The organism is Ferrimicrobium sp. (assembly GCF_027364955.1).
Lineage (GTDB): Bacteria > Actinomycetota > Acidimicrobiia > Acidimicrobiales > Acidimicrobiaceae > Ferrimicrobium.
This window is the reverse complement of sequence record NZ_DAHXOI010000008.1, coordinates 100,837-119,333: the sequence shown is the minus strand read 5'-3', so window position 1 is coordinate 119,333 and position 18,497 is coordinate 100,837. Positions and strand designations below refer to the sequence as shown.

The 18,497-nt window shown below is 57.5% G+C and carries 16 protein-coding genes and 1 tRNA gene; 9 read left to right on the top strand and 8 right to left on the bottom strand.

What is annotated here, in order from left to right; all coding sequences use genetic code 11:
* Positions 1-692 precede the first annotated feature (692 nt).
* Positions 693-1,661: a hypothetical protein gene (locus M7Q83_RS07550; RefSeq protein WP_298336955.1), complete on the top strand. Its 969-nt coding sequence runs from the start codon at positions 693-695 to the stop codon at positions 1,659-1,661.
* A 301-nt stretch (positions 1,662-1,962) separates the two neighbouring features.
* On the opposite strand, the gene M7Q83_RS07545 is transcribed toward M7Q83_RS07550, so the two are convergent.
* The 5 genes from M7Q83_RS07545 to M7Q83_RS07525 form a co-directional block, all read right to left on the bottom strand.
* Complete coding sequence (locus M7Q83_RS07545) at positions 1,963-2,796, bottom strand: DUF6671 family protein (RefSeq protein WP_298336953.1); 834 nt, start codon at positions 2,794-2,796, stop codon at positions 1,963-1,965.
* A 141-nt stretch (positions 2,797-2,937) separates the two neighbouring features.
* Positions 2,938-4,188, bottom strand: a complete 1,251-nt coding sequence (locus tag M7Q83_RS07540) for an acyltransferase (protein ID WP_298336950.1) — start codon at positions 4,186-4,188, stop codon at positions 2,938-2,940.
* A gap of 221 nt (positions 4,189-4,409) precedes the next feature.
* Entirely contained in the window at positions 4,410-5,270 is an 861-nt protein-coding gene (locus M7Q83_RS07535; protein WP_298336949.1) for a phytoene/squalene synthase family protein, read from the bottom strand.
* Positions 5,267-6,754, bottom strand: coding sequence for a phytoene desaturase family protein (gene crtI / locus M7Q83_RS07530; RefSeq protein WP_298336947.1), 1,488 nt, complete (start codon positions 6,752-6,754; stop codon positions 5,267-5,269). The genes M7Q83_RS07535 and crtI overlap by 4 nt, the downstream gene beginning before the upstream one ends.
* Entirely contained in the window at positions 6,754-7,848 is a 1,095-nt protein-coding gene (locus M7Q83_RS07525) for a polyprenyl synthetase family protein (protein WP_298336944.1), read from the bottom strand. The genes crtI and M7Q83_RS07525 overlap by 1 nt, the downstream gene beginning before the upstream one ends.
* A 298-nt stretch (positions 7,849-8,146) precedes the next feature.
* Here M7Q83_RS07525 and M7Q83_RS07520 point away from each other — a divergent pair, with 298 nt between their 5' ends.
* Positions 8,147-8,809 carry a PHP domain-containing protein gene (locus M7Q83_RS07520; RefSeq protein ID WP_298336942.1) on the top strand — a complete coding sequence of 221 codons (663 nt, stop codon included), beginning with the start codon at positions 8,147-8,149 and terminating at the stop codon, positions 8,807-8,809.
* An 89-nt stretch (positions 8,810-8,898) separates the two neighbouring features.
* Here M7Q83_RS07520 and M7Q83_RS07515 read toward each other — a convergent pair whose 3' ends face one another.
* Positions 8,899-9,276, bottom strand: coding sequence for an FmdB family zinc ribbon protein (locus tag M7Q83_RS07515; RefSeq protein ID WP_298336940.1), 378 nt, complete (start codon positions 9,274-9,276; stop codon positions 8,899-8,901).
* Between the two features lie 125 nt (positions 9,277-9,401).
* On the opposite strand from M7Q83_RS07515, the gene galU reads away from it, so the two are divergent.
* Genes galU through M7Q83_RS07500 form a run of 3 tightly spaced genes read left to right on the top strand, consistent with a single transcriptional unit; the run spans position 9,402 to position 12,021 of the window.
* Positions 9,402-10,286, top strand: coding sequence for a UTP--glucose-1-phosphate uridylyltransferase GalU (gene galU / locus M7Q83_RS07510; RefSeq protein WP_298336938.1), 885 nt, complete (start codon positions 9,402-9,404; stop codon positions 10,284-10,286).
* Complete coding sequence (gene glp / locus M7Q83_RS07505) at positions 10,283-11,536, top strand: gephyrin-like molybdotransferase Glp (protein ID WP_298336936.1); 1,254 nt, start codon at positions 10,283-10,285, stop codon at positions 11,534-11,536. Before galU ends, glp begins: the two co-directional genes overlap by 4 nt.
* Before the next feature lie 5 nt (positions 11,537-11,541).
* Positions 11,542-12,021, top strand: a complete 480-nt coding sequence (locus tag M7Q83_RS07500; RefSeq protein WP_298336934.1) for a YbaK/EbsC family protein — start codon at positions 11,542-11,544, stop codon at positions 12,019-12,021.
* Positions 12,022-12,043: 22 nt separating this feature from the next.
* Here the strand turns inward: M7Q83_RS07500 and M7Q83_RS07495 are convergent, their stop codons facing one another.
* Positions 12,044-12,247, bottom strand: a complete 204-nt coding sequence (locus M7Q83_RS07495; protein WP_298336932.1) for a hypothetical protein — start codon at positions 12,245-12,247, stop codon at positions 12,044-12,046.
* Between the two features lie 202 nt (positions 12,248-12,449).
* Here M7Q83_RS07495 and M7Q83_RS07490 point away from each other — a divergent pair, with 202 nt between their 5' ends.
* Positions 12,450-13,007, top strand: a complete 558-nt coding sequence (locus M7Q83_RS07490; RefSeq protein ID WP_298336930.1) for a hypothetical protein — start codon at positions 12,450-12,452, stop codon at positions 13,005-13,007.
* Between the two features lie 140 nt (positions 13,008-13,147).
* Here M7Q83_RS07490 and M7Q83_RS07485 read toward each other — a convergent pair whose 3' ends face one another.
* On the bottom strand, positions 13,148-14,692 hold the full coding sequence (locus tag M7Q83_RS07485; RefSeq protein ID WP_298336928.1) for a hypothetical protein: 1,545 nt from the start codon (positions 14,690-14,692) through the stop codon (positions 13,148-13,150).
* A 146-nt stretch (positions 14,693-14,838) separates the two neighbouring features.
* On the opposite strand from M7Q83_RS07485, the gene M7Q83_RS07480 reads away from it, so the two are divergent.
* From M7Q83_RS07480 to M7Q83_RS07470, 3 genes are all read left to right on the top strand, one after another.
* A tRNA-Thr gene (locus M7Q83_RS07480) sits at positions 14,839-14,914 on the top strand.
* Positions 14,915-15,096: 182 nt separating this feature from the next.
* Positions 15,097-16,770: a DUF885 domain-containing protein gene (locus M7Q83_RS07475; protein WP_298336926.1), complete on the top strand. Its 1,674-nt coding sequence runs from the start codon at positions 15,097-15,099 to the stop codon at positions 16,768-16,770.
* A 508-nt stretch (positions 16,771-17,278) separates the two neighbouring features.
* On the top strand, positions 17,279-17,938 hold the full coding sequence (locus tag M7Q83_RS07470; RefSeq protein WP_298336924.1) for a hypothetical protein: 660 nt from the start codon (positions 17,279-17,281) through the stop codon (positions 17,936-17,938).
* The last annotated feature ends 559 nt before the right edge of the window (positions 17,939-18,497 follow it).

Sequence of the window (18,497 nt, the reverse complement as noted above, 5' to 3'; positions counted from 1 at the left end):
TTTAAATCTATTCCAGGCCGCTCTGTACTTGATCCCATTCTTAGCGGCGTATTCCGAAAGTTTCATACTATCAGTATGGTACGGTTCGCTATAAACATTCCACAAATCGCCACATAATTATACTACTAGTTCGAACACAACTCGACAATGATCGCCAGCTTGAACAACGTTCCATAACCACGGTTTCGTGCGAACGAACGGCCATTGTTTCTCGTTGGCCGCCCGTGGTGAACACTTTCTTGACAAGCCTCGAGTTGCCCGCTCAAGCTCGATCAGAGCCGATACCCACGGTTGCAAGAGCTCCGTGCCAATCGGCCAGATGACCATGGAGGTGCTTGCTAACCGACCCTTGGGCTATGCACCACCGGCTCCAGGAAAGGCTGCGGCGGCCGCCAAAGGCAGATGGCATCGCTCGCCAACCTCCCGCCCGTCCCAACAGCAGAACGCAGGCCGATGATCACTTGGGCGACTGTAAGAGACGGTCGGTCCTCTGAGTAGATCGCAGAGCTCCGCCAGCTTCGGTTTGTCAGGATCCTTCATCCAACACATTCCTCACATCAAGTTGTGGAAGGTAGCAAACTGGTGCCGTCGTGGCCTTCACCGTCCCCCAAAGCCCGAGATGCCTTTGAGTCGCGAAAATGAATAATCATTTACACGCCAATGGTGGATACGCCTTACCACATGGTGTTAACATGGAGGCTCAAGGGGAACGGGGTTCTGATATGGGTGATGTGGCTCGCATCGGTCGACGATCGGCAATTGGGCTCGCGGTCCAGCTCCTGGCGATCACTGCGCTGGCAGTCATCACATCGGTGCCCGCTTTTGGTGCTCCACCGATCAACAAAACCGGTGGGCACAAGACGACGCCCACCGGATACGATATCTCGTACCCTCAGTGCGGGGAGTCGTTCCCATCGAATGGTGCCTTTGGGATCGTAGGCATCAATGATGGATTGGCAAACAACCTCAACCCCTGCTTCGCCCCCGACCCCTCCTACTCGCAGAGCGAACTGTATTGGGCGTTCGCAACCTCAAGCGGTGACACCTCGCAACCGAAGGTATCGCTATATGTAGATACGGCAGATCCCGGCAACCTCTACGATGGTGCCCCAGTCGCTGACTGGCCAACCAGCGGGACAACACCCTATGGAACGTGTACAACGATAAGCGATGGCGCCTCCACCGTCGGCGAGGACTCTCCATCTTGTGCATGGCAATATGGCTTCAACAAAGCTTCGCAGGACGCAGCCTGGCTCACCAAAGCTGCTTCAGCGATCAACGGTCAGTCCCCTCCAGATCCGATGTCTACCCTACCAGGAACCTATGTCTGGTGGTTAGATGTTGAGACATCAAATACGTGGCAAAGCGGTGCCTCCGGCTTGGCAATGAACGTCGCCGATCTCCAGGGCATGATCGCTGCACTGGAGACTGACGGCGTGCCTGCACGAGCCGTCGGCGCCTACTCGACATCCTCTCAATGGAGTACCGTGGTCGGCGTCACCACTGCGGCCTCAGGTTCGCTTTGGCAAATACCTGATTGGATCCCAGGAGCGCGAACGCTAACAGGAGCAATCGCGAACTGTGCGCTGCCCTCCTTCACCGGTGGTGTTGTCTCGGTAACGCAGTGGACCGCGCGCTCCGACGGTGACTACGCCTGCTAGCTGGTCAAGAGATGTCCCTTTGGAGACAACCAGTGTGCGTACCCGTTGCGATGCGATCGCAAAGAACAACACGCGATCAATGCGGTCCTGCCACGCCTGAGCCGCTGGCTCCATCGAAGCCAACGGCAGCAGAACCCTAGCAGCATCCTTCACCAGGGCGTTTGTCGGATGAGTGAATGGGCAAGCTCCGAACATGGATGCGACCTGGCATGGTCATGGAGGTCCACCTGGGCTACCAAGAAGAGTGCCACCCTCGCCGATACTCACATCGAGACGCACCCAGCCAGAGCGGAGTCTCGCTTCAGGGATTACAGTACGAGCACTGTGCCGGATCCGCACCTCCCGCAAAGGGGACGCGGATCAGTTCTCCACAGCCAGAACAACCCTCAACGATCGCTTGATCGAGATCGGTTGGGGCCCCACAGTCGCGACAGGGGAGTCCTGGCTCATGCGCAACCGGGCCAAACCCGGGGCGCGAGCAGCTCGGACAAGGGCGACTGAGCCTAGAGGCCAACCGCTGGGCCGCCTCTTCAATCACCCTCCTACGGGTCGGGCATAGATGGGCTCGTTGGTCGGTCTCGATGAACACCTGTCCATCACGAGAGCTTCGCGCTATGGCCGCGACTGCAGACCTGAGCTGCTCAGTCGTCACCACTCCTTTGATGATCGGGTCAAACTCGCCATCTCCACGCCGCACAATTAGTCCCTGTGTTGGGAATCCCACCCGATGCAGAAATGGCCCCAAGTCATCATTGACCCTGGCCTGTACCGAGGCGACGGTGGTCTCGAAACTCAACGCCTCCTCGATGACTGTTACACCCGACTCGATATCAACAAAACCAACGAGTTCAAGATCGTACGTCAATGCAGGTAACTCAGGATACGGCCCCAGTGTTCCCTCTGACGCAACACCACGCGCAAGTCCGGACGCCTCAAGCCCAGCGCGCGCCTTAGCGATCACCACCTCACGAGCCGATCTTTGCCGGGCGATCTCTCCCGTAAAGGTACCAAACTGGTCAGTGTCAACAGCCACCACCTCCGCAACAAGACCGACGGTCAATAAAGCAGGGGCGATCTGACCCTCCTTACCATGGCGGGTCGCTAACGCCACTCTGGGATCACCCCATACAACCATGGCATCTCCTGGTCATCACCAACCACTCCACCAACAAGGGCCAGCCGCTCCCCACCGTCACTCGAACTCAGCAACAAAGCTGGGCCATACAACACTGAGCTATACAACCTAGCAAACATCCACACGAGAGGCCATCGACCACTACGGCAGCGATTCGTGCTCGTTGGTTTCTCGATCCCAACAATGCCTATCGATTGCAACACTGAAAATCCAGACAGATACCAGCATCCACGCCTGCCAGAAGCATCGCTGCAACCACCGTAAGGGGTGGTGGGAGTGAACCAAAGCACGCTCGATGGGAACCTGCAGAAGATGGTGTACCAAACTCGCTATCAAGAGCGCTACACCAAGAAAACCAAGGAAGACAACTGCTCCTTCAAGTCCACCGCTATTCTTCCACACACCGATGGGGCGCAGCAGCAAGAATAACGGTTTGTGGACCAGGTAGAGCTCAAAGGAAATGATCCCGAGATAGGTCAATTTCGGACTCGTCAGCAGCGAACCCTCGTGACGAAGATCCTTACTCACCGCAGCCCCGAGGAGAGCAACGAAGGCGGGCAATGCGGCGAGAAGAACCAAGGGACGCGGCAGTCCGTGAGTGTGATCGAGGGAATAGAGGGCACCCAGACCTACCAGCACCGTGAGCCATGCCAAGGCTCCCGCAAAGACGAGTGAGGGTCTTGGCACTCTCAGGCCTCTGCCGATCGCACGCGCCATCAACATCCCAATCAAAAAGAATCCAAACTGGTAAGGCGGAAAGACAAAGAAGAGCCAGTAGCGGATCGGCGCTGCCACCCCCATCCCGACCGCTACCACCGGTGCAGCCACCAAGATGAATAACGTCACCACGACAAGGGTCCAAAATCCGCGCGCATGGAGCCGTTTGACACCGGCAAGCACGAAGGGGAAGACAAGGTAGAAGAAGATCTCGCAGGAGAGAGACCAGCTCACACCGTTGCCACCAAAATATACCCGCTCCCTGGGCCACCACGCCTGCATAAGTGTCAGTTCAAGCACCTTCCCTCGGGTACCAGGTATCCGTTCGTATTGAGGGAGGGCTAGGTAGGCAAAGACCATCAACCCTAGCGTGATCGGATAGAGCTTGGCGACCCGACGCCACCAGAACTGCCGGACTCCTGGGCGTCGGTGCAACCACACCCACGTCAGCACGAAGCCTGAGAGCAGAAAAAAGAACTCGACACCGCCATAGCCATAGACCTCAGCTTTACGTACTGCCCGTACGCTGGTGAAATAGTATCCAACATGGCAAAGGACGACAGCGACGGCAGCAAAAATGCGCAGCGCACTCAACCTCGGAAGATGCTGGGGTCGTTCGGGGCGGGACGAACACTCTCCTTGATTGACTCCAGCCGGCGCGAGCACAGTCGTCATAACCCGCCCGAACCTACCAGACGAACCTCACATGACACCAAGGAACATCTGAGAATCAGGGTAAGAGGGTCTCCTCAGCAACGACATACCGTCGAGCCAACTCCACCATCCACCAACCGACGACCATCACATCCTGCAGATGTGCTAGACGTCACGACCCTCATCTGTGGGCGGGTGATCACCGACTCATCTTCACCAAGGTGCCCGGTTATCGCAGATACCTAGCACGCCGCGACTGCGGCCCGGACCAACAACTGTAGCCGTCGCGTTCGGGCGACCGAGGCCCGAGCAGAGAAGACGTCGTAATCGAGTGCCTCGATCTCGTCGAGTATCGCGCCATAGACCTGGCGAGCAACACGAATGCATCGCAGTGCGCGGCCCCGAAGATAGTCATCGCCAGCGTAGGACTCAGCATACCAACGTCGCGTTCGAGCGATCTCAAAAGCCATCAGGTTGCGAAACTCGTCGGTGACTTTGCGCTGCTCAAAAGCCTCCCACGCCCCAAAGCGGTCGATATCCTCCTCTGGCACATAGATACGACCTCGATCCAGATCTTCGTTGATGTCGCGAAGAAAGTTAGTCATCTGAAAAGCATTCCCCAGCGCCCGTGCCGGCGCCTGTGCCTCAGGATTATCGACACCAAGAATCGGCAACATCATCTCTCCGATGACAGCTGCTGAACCATCCATATACGCGAGAAGATCATCGATGCGAGGATACCGACGCACGAGAAAGTCTTGCCGCATCGAACCCAAGAATCGCTCAAAATAGCTGATCGGCATGTTGAACCGCTCAATAGTTGCAATCGTTGCCGCCAGGATCGGTTCGTCAGAATCACCGCGAGCAACCTCGGCAAGAAATCGTTCCCCGAACGAGTCCACCTTCGCCAGGCGTCGAGCGTCATCATCTCTCTCGACGTCAACGATGTCGTCAACATAACGACAAAAACCATACAGTGCAAATACATAGGGACGTAAGTGCCTCGCCAGTAGCAGCGTCGCCAAGTAGTACGTCTTGCCATGCGCCTGGTTCAAGGCACGAGATGGCGCTACGATCTCCTTAGGAAGCCCCCGTGCCGTCACCGCAACCGACCCAAGGCCATACCAGCCGACAACCTACCCGAAACCATCACCAACGGCAGGCCAACACCAGGAGTCGTTCCCGATCCAGTGCGTACGAGGTTAGGGATTTTCGGGTCCTGCATGGTTGGCCGGAACGGGCCACTCTGGAAGAAGGTATGAGCGAGCGAGAAGGGAGTACCCGCATCCATACCCATGCGAGCCCAATCTCTCGGATCGATGTCATGGCGCACCGACGTGGTGAGATCTCGAGCAACGCCGAAACGCTCTAGCCTGCGATCGAATCGGTCAACGAATCCTGATCCTAAACGCTCCCAATCGAATCGTCCATTCAGACTTGGCGTTGGTTCCAAGGCATAGACGATGTGTGCGTCGGCTGGTGCAAGTTCTGGATCTGACCGAGTCGGGACGCTGACCAACGTAGACGGGTCACTCATCATGCGTCCGTTGTCAACGAGATCCTCAAAAGCTTGCGCCCACTGTGTACCAAAAAAGATGTTGTGATGGCCAAGGGTGGCCGGCAGCTCACCGAGTACACCACGCAGCGACAGGAAACACGAGGGGGACATCTTCCAGCGCAAACCGCCGAGCCTTCGGAACGGTCGTCCAAGCATCTCCGCCAGCTCGCCAGGGTCGGCGGAGGTGATGACCCCATCGCAAGCAATAGTTCCGCCATCGGTGACGACGTGGGTGATGCTTTGGTTATGGAGGACAAACGCCTCCACTTCGTGCCCATACCGAAATTCGACACCGAGATCACGCGCGAGCCGCTCGAGCGCGTTCGCTGCTGCCCTCATCCCCCCTACGGGTTGGACCACCCCGAGAACGACATCCATATAGCTGATGATAGCGAAAATCCCGAGAGCTCGTAGTGGTGACAGGCCCGCGTAGAGCGCCTGAAAGCTGAAGAGTTGCTGGAGCCTCTCGTCATCGAAATAATGCCCGACCACCTTAGGTAGCCGTTGAAAACCCCGCAAACGCACTAACCGTACCAGCGCCTTTGGGTTGCCAAGCAGAGCACTCACACTATCGAGTTGTGCGTCAATGAAGGAGGGGAACTCAACGGCAAAAAGGTCCTCAAGATAGCGACGAAACTGCAAGTAGGCTTCGGCTTCCTTGCGAGACACGTGTGTCTCGATCTCGGCATACATCTGGTCTCGATCGGAGAACGTTGCGATTCGTCCTCCCCCATCAACACTGTCACGGTCGGCAAATGCTGCGTGATAGCCCGGCTCCAAGCGTCGGAAGGTGACGTAGTCATCAGGATTACGTCCGGCACGGCGAAAGATATCACGAAACAGCTCGGGCATCGTAAACACGGTCGGCCCTGTGTCAATCTGAAAGCCTTCCCGATCATATCGGCCCGACCGCCCACCTGGGTGCGAGAGTCGATCGACAACGGTGACACGAGCGCCTTGACGGGCAAGCTCGGTAGCTGCCGTCAATCCGGCAAAGCCAGCACCGACCACCACAACTGAGGGCGGCATCAATTCAACCTATCGACCACAAACCCAGCCATCTCGCCGAGTGCCACGCGTGCCTCCTGGGTGAGCGCGAGCTCATCAAGCGCCTGCATGGAACGCAAGAAGAGCTGATCGATGCGATCCTCCATCGCTCGAAGGGCACCGGTATGGGCAATCATCTCCTGGAGCGCCTCAACCTCGGAGCCTGAGAGATCATCCCGGCCAAAGAGTCCCTCAAATAGGGTGCGTTCGGTAGAGGAGCACATCTGACAAGCCAACCCGATGAGGAGTGTCTGTTTCCCTTCCCGCAAATCATCACCAACTGGCTTCTTGGTCCGTTCCGTCTGACCAAAGACACCGAGAATGTCGTCGCGGAGCTGGAACGCCATGCCGAGTGGGACAGCAAAATGCGTGACCGCCTCTGTTGAGGCAAAGTACGCATCGGCGAGCGCCGCACCGATGTGCATGGGACGCTCTACGGTGTACTTGCCCGACTTATAGAGAGCGATGCGTTCAGCCTTCGCCAGTGTCGTACCGGAGGCGAAGCTCCCCGACACATCGAGCGACTGTCCTAGGTTCACCTCGAGTTTCAACTCAGCATAGAGTTGACGAGCCCGTCGATTGGCATCGATCAACATCTGATCCGCATAAGCGAACGCAAGGTCGCCAACAAGAATCGCCATCGAATCGCCATACTGGACCGAGGAGCCACGCAACGCCTCTTGCCGGTGTTGCGACGCAAAGGCGGTATGCACCGAGGGCTCCCCGCGGCGCACGTCGGAGCGATCCATGAGATCATCGTGGATCAGCGCGAACGTATGGAGCAGCTCAAGCCCCATTAGCGCTCTCATGAGGACAGGATCACCGGAGTCTGCACCCATGCCCACCGCCGTCCAGTAACAGAAGGCCGGACGCAGACGTTTGCCTCCAGAGATCACAAACCGACGCAGTGCATCGATCGGGAGAGCGAAGTCAGGATCGATGAGGCTCCACCGAGTGTGCTCTGTCGTGAGAAACTGCAAGAGTTCAGATTCGACCCTCTTTGAGATCTCTACAATGGAGCGAGGCGCTGCCACCTCCGTCATCATGTGAGCCAACGAATCGTTCTCCTCTAGCACACCAACTCCCTTTCGTCAGGATCGCTGACTACTACAACCACCCTTGACCGCTATCCTCTTCCCAGTTTCTGGCCTTTGTCGTCAAAGTTGAGGTCTAGGCCGGCCCAGGTTGTCTACTGCTTCTAGCCTATCGACCTATCGTGCACTAGCCGGAATTCGGGTTCATCAGCTCACCATTGGAAGTTACCAAGCGACTACACTCAGACCAGTAAGGCCCTGCCAACCACTGCGGAGGCACAGTAGTGAGCCAATTGAGGCAGTGTCCACGAGACAATAGCGCCAGGTGAAAGGCACAAACGTGGATGCTACGCCCAACATACGGATCGACCTTCACACGCACACTTATCGCTCGGGTGACGCCAAGACGCCCCTAGCTGAGTTTGCTGCGATCGCGTCTCAACTTGGGCTCGTTGCCGTCACCGATCATCACGACCTCTGGGCGGCAGCCATACTTGGCCGAGACTACGGACTCACTGTCATCCAAGGGGAGGAGGTGAACACCGGGCAAGGGGAACTCATCGGCCTCTACGTCACCCAACTAATTCCGAGGCTTCTCGGTATGGAGGAGACGTGTCGGAGAATCCGTAGCCAGCATGGATTGGTCTACGTGCCGCACCCAACCGATACCACACGAAAAGCGATCGGCCTGACGGGCCTCGTCACCCTCTGCAGGATGGGGCTCGTCGACATCGTGGAGGTCGGCAACTCCAAGTCCGCGCTACCAGAACGAGACGCCGAGGGCATCGCCCATTCCTTCGGGATCCCAGTGGCCGCTGCCTCGGACGCACACACCGCCGAGGCAATAGGCTCGAGCTATACCACGATTGCGCGCTCACCAGCTGACGCACCCGATCTTGTCCAACTCCTCTTGGGAGGGCACTATCACCATCAACCCTATGATCCCGTGCGAGAGACGCGTGCGACCTTTGTGGTGCCCGGCGCTACAACACCAAATTCATAGGGTAACACCCAATTCATAGGGTCAAGCACCGAAGAATGCGTCGCGATGGCAAGCGTCGTGAAGCGTTCATGCCACCCCCACGGTGGACACTACGCTGCGGAGTCTGAGCCCTTTGAACTGGAGCCCTTTGAACTGGAGCCCTTCGCTTCGGAGCTTTGAGCAGGCGCCGTTGATTTCGTCTCCGTCGGCGTCGTGGGGGTCGACACCTCACCCGACGAGCCCTTGGCCGCATCAGTTTTCGAGGTCGCTTCCTGAGCGGCTCCCGTCGATGGTGTCACCGCTGAGGAGCTTCCGCGCGAGTCCGTTTTGTAGAAACCCGAACCCTTAAACACAATACCAATGTTGCCAAAGACCTTACGAAGTTCACCTCCGCATGCATCGCAGACGGTCAAAGGGTCGTCGTAAAACGACTGCACCACCTCGACATGCTTCTCGCACTGCTTGCAGACATACTCATACGTCGGCATCGCTCCTCCACTCACGATTCGAACTACTAGCACTCGAATGGCTAGACTGCTAAATCCATTCTAACCGGCATGTCACGCGAGAGACCCCACGCGTTAGAATGAGCTGAGCAATCGAGGAGTATGGCATGTCGACGGTAACAAAGGTAGTGATCCCAGCGGCGGGTCTTGGCACACGATTCCTGCCTGCCACAAAGGCCCAACCCAAGGAGATGCTGCCCGTTGTCGACAAGCCTGCGATCCAATACGTGATCGAAGAGGCGATCCACAACAATCTCACCAACATCCTCGTCGTCACTGGTCGCGGCAAGCGATCGATCGAAGACCACTTTGATCAGTCCTTCGAACTCGAACAACTCCTTATTGAGTCTGGTCGCCACGCCGACCTTGAACTCGTCCGCGCTATCTCCCAACTCGGTACGATTCACTACATTCGACAAGGGCGACCACTCGGCCTTGGACACGCAGTACTCGCCGCAAAGGCCCATGTCGGTAACGAACCCTTCGTAACGATGCTGGCCGACGACATTATGGCCGAAGATTCGGATCTACTATCGAGCATGCTAGACCTTCATCACAGAACTGGGCACAGCGTCTTGTCACTAATGGAGGTTCCGCGCGAACAGATCCGTCTCTATGGCTGTGCCGAGGTCATCACGAATCCCGACGGCACTATACAGGTTGTATCGGTGGTCGAAAAACCTGAGCCGGGCGAGGCGCCGTCGACGCTCGCGATTACCGGCCGCTACCTATTCACGCCAGAGATTTTCAACGCGATCGAGGAGACGCCTTCGGGCAAGAATGGAGAGTTTCAACTCACTGACGCCATTGCCCGCCTCGGGCAGAGCCAACCAGTGCTTGGTGTTGTCTTCAATCGAGGTCGTTACGACATCGGCGATAAACTTGAATACCTACGCGCCGTCGTCGAGATTGCCCTTGGTCGAGAGGACATTGGGCCGGCCTTCGCTGCTGAACTACGGACGATTTTGGCCCGAGAGTTCCAAGCATCATGAGACCGCTCACCGAGGTGATCGACCACACCGTTGCAAACGTTCAACGTTTGCCAGAGGTGGTGACTCCCCTGGCCGACGCGAGCGGCCTCTATCTCGCTGGTCCAACGCTCGTCAAGAGTCCGATACCTCCCTTCGACAACACTGCCGTCGACGGTTTCGCTATCCGCCTGGATGAAACACTCGCCCACTCGGGCACCATCTTCCGAGTGACGGCGACGGTGGCCGCAGGGGATGATCCCTCGAAGCTCACCCTAAACCCAGGAGAGGCCATTCGCATCATGACAGGTGCGCCGATCCCTCCCCACACCGATGCCGTGGTCATGGTTGAGGACACCACGACCCTAGGGGACTCCGTGACGGTTCACCGATTACCGCGGGCCGGTGACAATATTCGAAGAGCTGGTAGCGATATACAGGCTGGCCAGCATGTCTTTGGAACTGGGACCAAGATAACGCCAGCCGTTCGTGGGGTCCTCGCCTCGCTCGGTGTTTCCCACATCTCCACCTTCGCTCGGCCAACGGTCGGCGTCATCTCAACGGGCGACGAACTCTCCGATGCCGAGCTCCTCGCACCTGGGAAAATCCATGACTCGAATCGTCCTGCCCTCCTCGACTCCGTCGCCGCCCTCGGAGCCACCGCCGTCGACCTCGGCAACGTAGGTGACGATTACGAGGCCATTCGACGTGCGTTCGCGCATGCAGTCACCACCTGTGACGCCCTCATCACCTCGGGTGGAGTCAGCGTCGGTGACTTCGACTACACCAAAACGGTGCTCGATGAACTCTCTGACAACCAGATCACCTGGTTTCAGGTGGCGATCAAGCCAGCCAAGCCCTTTGCCTTCGGCCGAGTCGGTGACGTTCCCGTCTTTGGATTGCCGGGCAACCCAGTCTCAGCTCTCGTGAGTTTTGAGCTTTTCGTACGGCCTGCGATTCTCCACATGCTCGGAGCCAGGCAGCTCTTTCGCCCCACGATTCGAGCAGTCACGACAGTCCCACTCGATCATCATCCTGACGGAAAACTTCATCTGGTCAGGGCCACCGTTGAGCTCGACGGCGCCGGCGGATTGCAGGTCGCCCCACAAGGACACCAAGGCTCTCATGTGCTCACAGGACTTGCGCAGGCGAATGCACTCATCCTGCTACCCGATGGAGCGCATGTCCCAATCGGTGCGAGTGTCGAGGTATTATTGATCGGCAGCCTCGACGCCGATACCTTCTCCCCACCAAGCCCAGCGAACGCACACTAACCGTCGTGGACCCAGTCCAGCGAGTCCGAGATACGCTCTGCCTTTGGGGACTCGACGACACGATCCAAGCCTTCGGGGAAGGTACCCATACCGCGGTTGATGCCGCACGGGCCATTGGTTGCGAAGTTCATCAGATCGCCAAGAGTATCGTTTTCGCCACCACCAACGGACCGATGATCGTCGTGGCGGGAGGAACGAACCGCATCGACAAGCGCAAGGTCGGTAGGGCTACTGGCATGAAGCTCCACTCAGTTGGCGCCGACTATCTGCGTGAGCGACTCGAGCTTGAACCAGGTGGGGTGACGCCACTCGCCACAGACACCGAGCTTCCCGTCGTCATCGACTCCGACCTTTTTGCTTTTGACCAGATCTGGCTCAGTGCTGGCACGCCATCACACGTACTGAGCATCACTCCCGAAATGCTTCGTATGATCACCAAGGCTCAGATCATGGCAGTGACAGAAGTTTCCAGTTCATCCTCCTAGACCAGGACAGATCGGTGCCCGGCTAATCGGAGGAGGTGTTGCTGCCTGCTGCAATCCGCCAAGTGAGTACTGCAAAACTAGTTGAGATCACTCCAAGGCCAACATGTACCAACCGAAAGCGCACCGAGTGCTCGCGGTCCTTCACCATATTCTTGATCAACACCGACCACACATAGATACTCCATGCCGCGCTGGCTCGGAGCAACCACCTATCTTTTCTTTGCATGCTGACGAGTCTACTCATCCTCTTCACGATCTTCGGAGTGCCGCCGTTGCTCGTAGGTCCCAACCGTATGACGCATCGGCGAGAACTACTTTGTGCGAACCTGTAACGGCGCCATCAGTGCGTGCGCTTTCATCCACAGACACCGCGGTCGTCGCAAACACAAGCAAGAGAAACGACAGGTTGGAAAGGATATAGATTTACTATGCTGATCAACTTCATCTCCGGAAAGAGCCTCATCGCGGCAACACTCCTCGCCTCCGGTGGCCTCGGCACCATCGCCGTAGCGCATATGAATGCACACGCAGCGAAGGCGGAGTTCGCGGTGGCATCCACAAAGAGCACACTAGTTCACCAATCGTCGACTACGCAGAGTCAAGAAGGCCAGAGTCAAGAAGGCCAGAGTCAAGAAGGCCAGAGTCAAACAGGGACAAAGGCGACAACTCCCGCGATCAATCAAGGGATCACGTCGGGTGCGAGTCTTCACGGGCTCTGCGTCGCCTACCGTGCCCATCTGATGATGGGCGGGGGGGCAACCGTGAATGCCGAAACCCATCTGGCACATGCCCATGCCTTCCTTGAGCTTGCCGAGTTTGCGACCGCAAACGGAGAGACGATCCCGGTCCTCTGCGCGAGCCAGGGTGGCGTTTCAATGAGTATCATGCCCACTGGCCATGCCCATGCCATGGGGAAAAGCAGTGTGACATCGAATCTTGGCTCACAGGGTAGCGCATCATCCTTCGCCTTAGGCAACCGACCTTAACCCACCCATGCAGTCCAACGGATAGGCAGTTGGTTGATGAGGTCTCCGATCTCAGATCCAAACTGTCTATCTGTTGGACAATTCTGCAAACCAGGGTGTACTCCCACGATTGTTTTTGTAATCGCGCATCACGGATGCGCCTAAGGCCGCAACCATGAGGGGCGCTCAATTCGGTAACGGAAAGTTCTATCCTGCTGCTTGCCCTCTGGTTCCAGATGAGGGACGAGGGTCAGCGCTGGTGAATTTGCGGCAAGCAACCGGTGCCATGCGGCGATACCTTCCGTGCTCAGGTCATCCGACCGAGGCGTAGCGACACCATCGAAATTCACCATGGCACCCGTCACCCATATCGCTTCCTGATCAACGGTGATCTCGAGTGAGCGCGCCTCGCATGGCCAGTCCATCAGTGCAGAGGTAGTGACCTCAAGCAGTTGACGTCCGTTGCCATGGTGTACGCGGACCCGATTCTCGTGCGTGTGCCCATTCACGAAGGCGATCACATTGGGAAAGCGCAGCAACGTTGCGAGCAGCCAGTCGCCCAGCTGGAAATCGGGTCGCGTGGCAGCTCTCTCATTCGTGAGCGTCGAGAGTGGGTGATGCGCCGCCACAATGACGAGTCGATCCTCACCATCACTCCTTATCAACTCCCCGTCATCAGTAAAGCTACTAGACGAATAGCGCTCCAACATCTTGACCAACCAGCGCGCCTGTACCGTGTCGATGGCGCCCTCTGCTCCACCCCAGCCAAAGGCGGTGTCGAGACCGATCAGCAGCACCTCGTCATTGAGTTCGGCGCTGTAATAGAGATGTTCGTCATCCACGAGTCCATGGCCCTCAGGAGTGCCGCCGGCGTTCCGGATAGCCTTGGCGAGCGTTCGACGATCGATAAAGCGCCGATTCAAGTCTGGGGCGATCTCGTGTCCCTGCCCCCCATGAAGAAGCGCCGCTGGCGATTCAACCCCGAGACGCAGTGCGTCGTTTGGGTCCAACTCATCGGGTGGCCCGATCTGTTTTGTCTCGCCCACGACGATCGACCCCGCCGCAGCATTGGTGACGCCGAGCCCCTGGACAAGCAGTTCGTGATTTCCATTGGTGATATACCAATCACAGTTAAGACCTGGAGAGACGATCGGACCAAAGGCAGCCGCAAGCAAACCTTCGAGTGTGGGGAACCCCCAAAGCTTTTTATAGTCATCATCACCAGGCTCTGGATGCCAATAGGTACTACCCCCAAAGCCATGGGCAGCAACGAGGGTCATGGCTTCATCACCCGATTGCAGATTGACGACTCCGCCACCGATAGCCGCAACAAAATTGTCAAGTTCATTTTGTTGCGAGTTATCGATCGAGTCACCGGTGACGATACAGCAGACTCTTTCCTGTCCATCCGTCATCTCATTAAACTGGCGCAACATGGCGACAAGCGCGTGGGCAACAAGGAACTCCTGGGCCCGATAACCCGGGATCAGCTCTTCAAAGCCAGGCACACCAAAGAAGGAGTTCACCCACTCATATCGAGCCGGTGATTTCACATCCGCCAGCTGAATATCTGACAGGTGCAAAAGGTGCAGCAACCGCCTCCCAGATGGCATCGGACAAGGCTCGCCCTCTGCTCGCAAATCGTGAAAACCACCCATCAATCCTGGTGTCAACTCGCGCTGAGCGACAAAGCGCAACGACTCCACAACGCTCCCTTCTCTCGGTCCAACAACCAAGCTAGGCCTCCCAGTTATCCACAAGGGAAAGCTACGGTAAACAACGTACGACAAAGAAGGCGCGCCCAAGAGCGCCTAACCCACCGACGCGACCCGATAGGCTCTAGCAGATGTCAGCCGGTGTGGCGCAGCTGGTAGCGCAGGCGATTTGTAATCGTCAGGTCGTCGGTTCGAGCCCGACCACCGGCTCCATGATTGAGTTGTCGCAAGCGACCAGGTTGCTTCTGGAGACCTCCTCAGCGAGGCTGTAGGATAGGGCAGATGCATCCAAACCAGCTGGCCTGGCTCCTTGGCCAATACCAGATGAACAAGCCAGATATCCCCACCCACCGCCCGTACGAGGACCACAGCACGACCCGAGGAGACAACACCCTATGACCGAATCCATTAACGAACTCGCCAACGAGTACCTCGCCAATCGCCTGCAACTCGATCCTATCCTCGCCACAGAACTCGGCATCGGGGATGATCCAGCGGGTCTTCCCGACTACTCGGCCACTGGAGTTGTGGCAAAAGCGGATCTCGACAGATCGATTTTGGCCAAAGCGCGCATCATCGACGCAAGTGATGACGAGATCGTCGCCCAACACCTGATGATTGAACGCCTCAGTACGCAACTCGCCCTTCATGACGCAGGAGAATGGATGGCGGAGATCAACGTGATCGCCTCACCCCAACACCAGATCAAGCACGCCATCGACCTGATGCCCCGTGCCACCGTAGAGGACTGGGAGACGATCGCCGAGCGGTTGCGCAGGGTGCGCGCGTCGTTGGCGAGTTATCAACAAGGTCTACGTTTGGGCCTTGCGCAAGGGCTCGTCGCCTCGCAGCGCCAGGTGCTCGAGGCGGCCCGGTTGGCGCGACGGACGGCGACACCGGGGGGACCCTCCTACTTCGAAGAGCTCGCCGCTTCGTATCATCGGCAGCTACCAGGGGACCACATGGATTTTGAGGCCGCCTGCCAAGAGGCTGCGTCGGCCTACGTCGACCTCGCCACCTTCTTCGAGCAGGAGTATCTCCCACGTAGCACCTCCGTTGACGGGGTCGGTGGAGATCGCTGGCGGCTCTACTGCCAGCTCTTTAACGGAGCGACCTTTGATCCCCAGGAGTCCTACCGGTGGGGCTTTGAGGAACTGCAGCGCATCCGTCGCGAGATGGAGATAGAAGCGGAGAAGATCCTTCCCGGCGCGGGTATTCATGCAGTGATCGCCCATCTTGAGCATGACCCATCGCTGGTCATCCACGGCGCTGACGCCTTCGCGCTCTGGAACCAACAGGTCCTCGATGGCGCTGTCGCGGTCCTGAACGGCGTGCATTTCGATATCCCTGCCCCGATCCAACACATCGAAGCGATGTTAGCTCCAGCCGGTGGCGCGGCTGCCATGTACTACACGCCGCCATCGATGGATCTGTCACGGCCCGGCCGAACCTGGTATCCGACCCAAGGACGGACGGAGTTTCCCCTCTGGCACGAACTCTCTACCGTCTACCATGAGGGTGTTCCTGGTCACCATCTTCAGATCGGCTATGCGACGTGGCTTGGCGAGCGACTCAACCCTTTCCAAAGGATCCTTGGCGGAAGCTCTGGCCACATTGAGGGTTGGGCGCTCTACGCCGAAAGGCTGATGGACGAATTGGGCTTCTTCGAGGAGGCTAGTTATCGCCTCGGGATGTTATCGTCACAGGCGTTCCGAGCAGCCAGAGTCGTCATTGACATCGGCCTACACCACGACTACCCAGTTCCACATAATATCCTCCCAGGGGCACCCGAACACTGGACGCGTGAATCCGCAATCGAATTCCTCCGCAACATGGCTGGCATTGATGTCATCTTTGCCACCTCCGAAATCGACCGCTATCTCGGCTGGCCTGCCCAAGCCACCAGTTACAAGTTGGGCGAACGCGCCTGGCTCGCCATTCGCGAACAGGTTCGACGTCGCGAAGGACAAGACTTCAATCTCAAACGCTTCCACCACCAGGCTCTAACAATGGGTTTTGTCGGTCTCGATCAATTGGCGAGCGCCTTTTCGGTATCGCCAACCACATAAGCAAGACCATGGAGTGTGTCCGGCAAGGTCTTCACTCGCCGACGAGTCATTGAGGCATCTCCCTAAATACACGGCCAGTGATCCGAGAGTCGCTGCTTTATTGGTATCGCTCTGGCGTCTCATTCGATAGATCTTCCTCGCATTGAACTGTAGCAGCGATCAGCCGCTGAGCCATAAGGAGAGCACAAAAACCAGACCTCAGCGAACTATGACCGAATTGACGTCTAGAACAATGGGCGTTATACTGCCCAGGTGGGAATGCGATCACTACCGCCCGGGTGCAATGACAACCGTGGCACACAACGGTGACCAAGGTTCATCATCGTGCAGTACACCAAAACAAGCTGGCGACGAGGTGAGCAGAGCGATCAACATGGGGGTGCACTTGATCCAAAACAGGCCTCGTAACCAAGATTCGGCATCGACTAAGTCGCGTCCCTCGCGTTGTCGGCACCCATCGTTCCGGTTCTTGATCACTCTGATCATCCTTGTCGCGACGAGCTTATCGTTGGCGATCATACCGGCACCAGCTCTTGCCAAAGCCAGTTCGCCAATGCACCCAGCACGGCTCCCCGCTGGACTCGGGTTGACTGGGGATTTAAGTGGCATTTCTGGCATCACCTGCCCATCGCGGACCCGGTGCCTGGCGGCGGGCAACGGTACCAAGGGTGCGGTTGTTCTTCGTTCGACCAACGGTGGCGCGAGTTGGAGTCAGGTCACGCTCCCTGCTGGACTCGGGCTGGTCGGCCACTATGTACTCCTGAACCAACTCTCATGCTCCACAGTAGCTAAATGCCTTGCTACAGGTCTTGCTGGCATTGGCCCTGCCGTACTACTCGGTTCCTCCAACGGTGGCGCGAGTTGGAGTCGGGTCACGCTCCCGCGGGGCCAGGGCTTGGTCGATCATCCTGCAGGTTTTGTTAGCACGATCTCGTGCCCATCGCGGACCCAGTGCCTGGCCGGATTGAGTCTGGACACCAAGGGAGCGATGATCGACCTCATCAGCATGCGTAATCTCGCGCAGGGCTCGACCGTTGTGACGCCCCGTGATATCGACGTCGCAGTTGTACTCGTGCTGGTAGTAATGAGCGTGTTCCTGGTTCGCAGAAGACATGTCACCGCGACACGGCCCGCACCTGATGCCGTTTCGGTGGACACGACACGTTGACCACAAACCGAGGACAGTACGGCAATATCGCAATGGATTCAACGTTGGCGACTAGACACGTCGAATCTCGATGTCGTAAATTGGCGATACCGTCATTGCCGCCAACACCGCAAGGGGTGGCTCACCAACGCGTTCCATAGGTATAACGAGATCGTCCCACAGGGTCTCCTTACCGCTGCCGCTCTACACCTGAGCACGTTTCCGAGTCGTACCTTTGCGACAGAACATGTGCTTTTTAGGTGGGTCTCTTCCACCGATCAGTTCTCCAAGAACTCCGGAAACGGCGCGAGTGTTCCAACGACTATCGTAATGGAAGCCCTAGCTACCGACGGGTGGGTTGGTGACCCACGCCAGCGACCACCCCACACCTCGTAGATAGGCATTGCACTTCGGCTACGAGAAGAGGTTGCGGTGCGCTACCCTCACGGATACCACAGGTGCAGCCTCGTCACCCAAATGCCTAAGGCTCGGCGATTTTGATAACCCCATGAACGTAGGTCGGTGATCGACAATGGCAGGCTACGAACGGAAGTACCCTGGACCACACACGTACGCGCTA

Bases quoted from the DNA above. Each gene is read 5' to 3' on its own strand.
- M7Q83_RS07545 (WP_298336953.1), bottom strand. From the start codon at position 2,796: ATGGTTGTATGGGGTGATCCCAGAGTGGCGTTAGCGACCCGCCATGGT.
- M7Q83_RS07540 (WP_298336950.1), bottom strand. From the start codon at position 4,188: ATGACGACTGTGCTCGCGCCGGCTGGAGTCAATCAAGGAGAGTGTTCG.
- M7Q83_RS07515 (WP_298336940.1), bottom strand. From the start codon at position 9,276: ATGCCGACGTATGAGTATGTCTGCAAGCAGTGCGAGAAGCATGTCGAG.
- M7Q83_RS07475 (WP_298336926.1), top strand. From the start codon at position 15,097: ATGACCGAATCCATTAACGAACTCGCCAACGAGTACCTCGCCAATCGC.
- crtI (WP_298336947.1), bottom strand. From the start codon at position 6,754: ATGCCGCCCTCAGTTGTGGTGGTCGGTGCTGGCTTTGCCGGATTGACG.
- M7Q83_RS07550 (WP_298336955.1), top strand. From the start codon at position 693: ATGGAGGCTCAAGGGGAACGGGGTTCTGATATGGGTGATGTGGCTCGC.
- galU (WP_298336938.1), top strand. From the start codon at position 9,402: ATGTCGACGGTAACAAAGGTAGTGATCCCAGCGGCGGGTCTTGGCACA.
- M7Q83_RS07495 (WP_298336932.1), bottom strand. From the start codon at position 12,247: ATGCAAAGAAAAGATAGGTGGTTGCTCCGAGCCAGCGCGGCATGGAGT.
- M7Q83_RS07490 (WP_298336930.1), top strand. From the start codon at position 12,450: ATGCTGATCAACTTCATCTCCGGAAAGAGCCTCATCGCGGCAACACTC.
- glp (WP_298336936.1), top strand. From the start codon at position 10,283: ATGAGACCGCTCACCGAGGTGATCGACCACACCGTTGCAAACGTTCAA.